4 protein-coding genes are annotated in these 5,164 nt (G+C 54.5%); 3 read left to right on the top strand and 1 reads right to left on the bottom strand.

Features of this window, described 5'->3' with window-relative positions; translation table 11 throughout:
* Positions 1-435 precede the first annotated feature (435 nt).
* Positions 436-720, top strand: a complete 285-nt coding sequence (locus RC85_RS24760) for a 4Fe-4S dicluster domain-containing protein (RefSeq protein ID WP_068267458.1) — start codon at positions 436-438, stop codon at positions 718-720.
* A gap of 193 nt (positions 721-913) precedes the next feature.
* On the opposite strand, the gene RC85_RS24755 is transcribed toward RC85_RS24760, so the two are convergent.
* Positions 914-1,468: an HNH endonuclease gene (locus RC85_RS24755; RefSeq protein WP_068267461.1), complete on the bottom strand. Its 555-nt coding sequence runs from the start codon at positions 1,466-1,468 to the stop codon at positions 914-916.
* A 375-nt stretch (positions 1,469-1,843) separates the two neighbouring features.
* On the opposite strand from RC85_RS24755, the gene RC85_RS24750 reads away from it, so the two are divergent.
* A complete protein-coding gene (locus RC85_RS24750; protein WP_238383218.1) occupies positions 1,844-2,425 on the top strand; it encodes a DUF456 family protein in 582 nt (193 codons plus the stop codon).
* 220 nt (positions 2,426-2,645) lie between these two features.
* A complete protein-coding gene (locus RC85_RS24745; RefSeq protein WP_068267455.1) occupies positions 2,646-4,079 on the top strand; it encodes a hypothetical protein in 1,434 nt (477 codons plus the stop codon).
* Positions 4,080-5,164 lie beyond the last annotated feature (1,085 nt).

Genomic DNA, 5,164 nt, shown 5'->3' with positions numbered 1-5,164 from the left:
GTACTCATCAAGCTTCTTGGTCATCGCGTTACTCCATCAAAATACGATCGTTCATCAAGCCGAAACCGGGAACAAATCTGTCCCCCAAAGAAAACCATGTCAATACCAAAGATTTAGCGGCCCAGGCATCGCCCCGCGCGTCCACGCGGAACCAAACGAGCGGGGCGGCACGACGCGCGGGGCGATGCCCACGCGGCTAAACGAACTAACACGTGTTTTCCGGGACCAAAACCCTTTACGGCGTTGGGTGCAGGCCAGCGAGAAATTGTCCCGAATAACGGGGCTGCGGCATTAGAATCAATAAGACACGCTCCAAAATTGGGTGCAGCCGACCGATGGACAGGTCGATAAACTGAAGCAGGGAAGTCATAGCTTCGCACAACTGAACACAAGTTTCACAACTGAACTGATAAGTTTTCCAGAAAGGTCTCCATCATGACTCACGTCGTCGCCGAACCCTGCTCGGGTTGCAAGTACACCGACTGTGTTGTCGTCTGCCCCGTCGAGTGTTTCTACGAAGGGGATCAGATGCTTTACATCCACCCCGAAGAGTGCATCGATTGCGAAGCATGCGTGCCCGAATGCCCCGTCGAAGCGATTTTCCACGAAGATAATCTTCCCGAAGAATGGAAGAGCTACATGGAACTGAACGCGACCAAATCCGAATCCGGCGAATGCGAAGTCATCACGGAAAAGAAAGAACCGCTCTGTGATGAGTAGGCGATTTGCGATTAGCTGTTAGCTGTTAGCGATTAGCTTTTAGCCGTTAGCTACCGAATATGGGAACGCAAAAAAAGGTCGCTTGAGAGGTATCTCTCAAGCGACCTTTTATTTGTTCTGTCCGCCGAATTCTCAAAGCTCAAAGCTCAAAGCTCAAAGCTAACGGCTAAAAGCTAATCGCTAACAGCTTTTTCTACCCTGCCGCTGGCAGGAACGTTTTCCAACATTCGTAGCGAGGGTCATCGGCGGACGCGATCATGACCGGGTTGAAACGCGGTTTGACTGGATCGTTCAACAGACCCATGTGCGCCTGTTTGGGCGTGCGACCACCCTTGCGGCTGTTGCATTTTAAGCAGCAGCAAACAATGTTTTCCCAGGTCGTCGGACCGCCGTGCGAACGAGGAATCACGTGATCGAGGCTTAGCTTGTTGGTCGGTTCCGTCTTGCCACAATACTGGCAAGTGTGGTCGTCGCGGGCGAACAAGTTCTTTCGGTTGAAACGTAAGCTTTGTGCAGGCATGCGATCAAACCGCGTCAAGCGAACAATCCGCGGAGCTTGCAGTTCAAAATCCACCGCTTGGATGTACTCTTCACCGGGCTGCTTTTCCAACGAAGTCAATTGGCTCAGTTCACACCAACTGTCAAAGTCATAGCTGATGAACGTGCCGTCTTCGTTTCCGATCACTTCAGCGCATTGTCGATACAACAGCGTTAATGAACGTCGAACGCTGATGACTCGAATAGCCATGTAGAAACGATTCAGCACCAGGACGTTGGCATCCAGGACACTGGTTTTCGACTCGCCCGGCACACCTTCAGCACTCGAATTCGAAGCACTCGTGTTGCTTGAATTACCTTTTGAGCTTGAAACACTCTTTGACATTGTTCTCTTGATCCCTTCGTCTTTTCGGTTGATAGGTTTCTATTCAAGATCGATCGCATGTTCTCCGCCCTGAACATTCTACCCACAAAAGCTAGGGCGAGAGGGCAGCCACGCGGGCTTGCGATTGTTAAAATTTCGCGTGCCCGATTCTGCCCCGTCCTGACACCGCCCAGATAACGGCAGGTTCGCTGAGCTTTCAGCTCCCAGACAACTGAATTCATCGCAAACCCTGGTTTTTCATTGTTTTTCGCAGCTTGGACTGATTGGTTTTCTTGGTTGTCCACCGCCGGCGACGTGACGATGTCAGTCGGCATTGTCGCGTTGTGTCTGGTCGGATGGGCCCTGAACCTGATCGCTTTGCCGGGAAATTGGATCGCGGTCGCCTTGTTAGCGGCCTATGCATGCCTGGGGCCAAGCGACGGACGTGCCGAAATTGGATTCGCCGTGCCAGCCATCGCGTTCGGATTTGCGATGCTTGGCGAGGTGTTGGAATTCGCCGCCAGTGCGGTCGGGGCCAAAAAAGCTGGCGCGTCCCGGCGTTCCACGCTGCTTGCCATGGCCGGTTCGATGGTGGGCGCGATCGCTGGCGCGTTCATCGGAATCCCGGTCCCGATCGTGGGCCCGGTCCTAGCCGCGATTCTGTTTGGCGGCTTGGGAGCGACTGCGGGTGCAATCTACGGTGAATGGTCCGACGGCCGAAATTGGCGAGAAAGCTGGTCGATCGGCCACGCCGCGTTCTGGGGCCGGACGTTCGGGACGTTGGGAAAAGTATCCGCCGGCCTGGCAATCGTCGTGGTCGCACTGGTCGCCGTCCTTTTCTAAAGCAGGGAACTTATTCCGCTGGCGATAGCACACGTAGGCCGTAGCGAGTGGAGCGAGCTACGGCTGGGATGCAAAATGCCGTAATTCGCTCCACTCGCTAAGGCCTACAAAACGTCAGCCGGCTCGCTTGCCTGCACCAAGGGGGCGTGGGGGCGTGGGGTCGAAGGCTAGCAAAGTCGTGGATTGACGTGGGCTGCCAGTTTTTCCTATCGCTAACGGCATGTCTTCCACTCGCAGCACGAATGATCGGCGGCGTCGCGTTCTTTATGCGGCTCACCATGACGATTCAGGTTCATCGACGGCCGCCAGCCGACGTGAGGTTGAACGTTTGCGCGAAGCCCGGCGACCGACGGCGATTTACGGTGAACGAGTCCAACGTCGGTTGCAGTCTCGTTGGTTTTCAGTCGTTCCGATTGGCAGGCGTACTTTCATCTCGGTCGCTTCGGCGATCATGGGACTGACGGTCCTGCTTGTCTTGTTGCATTATCTTTCCGTCACCTGGCCACGACTCGCTTATGCACCCGACGTTTCACGTCCGCTGCGTTTGGATCGTGCGGACAGTTTTGGTCGTTGGTACCTCAGCATGTTGCTGGCCGCATCATCGGGCGCAGCGTTTCTGACTTATCAACTTCGTCGCTATCGCTTGGACGATTATCGAGGCCAATATCGGCTGTGGCGGACGATGTTGTTGGTGCTTGCGTTTGCCAGCGTCGGTGTCGCTGTTTCGCTGGTTCAGTGGACAGGCAGTTTGATCGATGCGGCGCTTGGGCAACGTGCCGCACTGGCCGGTGCCGATTGGGTGCGGCTGCTGATTTCGATGGGCGGGATGGTTTTGGTTCTGCGATTGATTGCCGAGACTTATCGTTCGCGTTTTTCGTTGGTCGCGTTACTGGTCGCCGTCGCCGCTTTTGTTTTTCCAGAAGCCGCTGGATGGAACTTGTTCGTCATCGATTCGCCGATCAAATGGTCGGCGATTACTTCGGCACCACTGATTGGTTGCACCGCGTTATTTTTAAGCTTGGCTGCCTATTTGCGGCTTTTGTACCGCGAAGTCTGCGAAATAGAATCCGGTCCATCGCTCCGCGAACAATTAAGCAACCTGAAACTCTTTGCCGCTCGAAGTGACTTGGAAGATCCGGTTGCGGATGAAGAAGAAGCCAAACCAAAGAAAGCAGCCAAACCAGCCGTCGCTGAAAAAGAAGAACCCGCGGCCCCGGCAGAGCCCAAAACGCGATGGTGGCATCGCAGGAAAAAACAAAGCGAAGACTCAGAGGTCGATGAGTCCGCTGCGGAGCAACCAAAGGTTGAACGCCAGCAAAAAACCAAGCCAAGCGAGCCAGCGGCGGTAGAAGAATCCGACGAGGAATCGCCGCCGGCCGAAGAACCGAAAAAACGTCGCTTCGGATTGGGCGGGTTTTCGAAGCGTAAGCCTTCGGAGGAAGCAGAAGAGGAGGAAACAATTGCCGCTGAATCCGCAGTTGATGAATCTTCGAACGAATCTGCTAGTTCGCAAAACAGCACGCCGCAACCGAGTTCTTCCGGTGCGTCCTCAGAAGATCACATCGACCCCGATACGATCGACTGGGATTCGCTCAGCAAGACCGAACGTCGCCGGCTTCGTAAGCAAGTCAAACGCCAGAATCGAGCTGCTTAGGATTTGTCGTGAAACAAGTTCCGTATTTGGCGAAGTCTTTCGTAGCTGGGCCCGCCAGGGTTCAGTCGGGGACAGCTAGTAGGAACCGATACCTACTGCGACTTTTTTGGCAAAACGATGAGGGGGCAAAACGATGGTGCGCGGTAACCATGCCGCTTCCTACCACGCATGCAGAGCAATGTCGTTTTGCCCCGACATTGCTTTGCCAAGTTTTTTAGAGAGACCGAGCCTGGCCTGATGAAAATCATTGCAACGCAGCAAATTGGGGAAGCTGCACCATGGCAGACAACACAAACTGCAGCGCTGTAAAGCATTGTGGCAACGGCACATTTTCCTATTCGCCAGCATGTAGGCCGTAGCGAGCCATAGCGAGTTACGGCATTTTGCGCACCGCCGTAACTCGCTATAGCTCGCTACGGCCTACTTTCAAGGGTCGTAACAAGTTGACAGCGACACATTTTTATTAGGCCAGGCGATGCCCACGCCATGAAGAGTTTTGGTCCAGTAAAACACGGATTAGGAACGTACGACTTTTTATGGTCGCCTTTCGCTCGGGACGCGCATCAGTTATGGCGCGTTAGGCCCGGAGGGCCGGCAGCACCTTGCCGGGTGCGCAAGCACCCGGATGGCTGCCCCACATCAATTCTCTGGCTCGGTTACAGAGAAGAACTGAGATATAACGATGCCATCCGGGGATTACATCCCCGGCAGAGAGCTTCCGTCCCTCCAGGACTATTCACGAACGTTATGATCGCGGATCGATCAACGACAATTTGCATTGATTTGTTCGACTTCCCTCGCGATGACTAACGACACCAACGCGGCAGTAACTAATACGACACTTATTCCCCGCTCGTTCCTTAGCTCGTTTAACCGCGATGGGCATCGCCCCGCGCGCTGTGGTGCCGCACGACGCGCGGGGCGATGCTTGGCCTGATGAAAATCATTGCAACGCAGCAAATTGGGCAAGCTGCACCATGGCAGACAACACAAACTGCAGCGCTGTAAAGCATTGTGGCAACGGCACATTTTCCTATTCGCCAGCATGTAGGCCGTAGCGAGCCATAGCGAGTTACGGCAATTCG

It is taken from the genome of Rubripirellula obstinata (assembly GCF_001642955.1).
Classification (GTDB): domain Bacteria; phylum Planctomycetota; class Planctomycetia; order Pirellulales; family Pirellulaceae; genus Rubripirellula; species Rubripirellula obstinata.
This window is presented reverse-complemented; position numbering and strand designations above follow the sequence as displayed.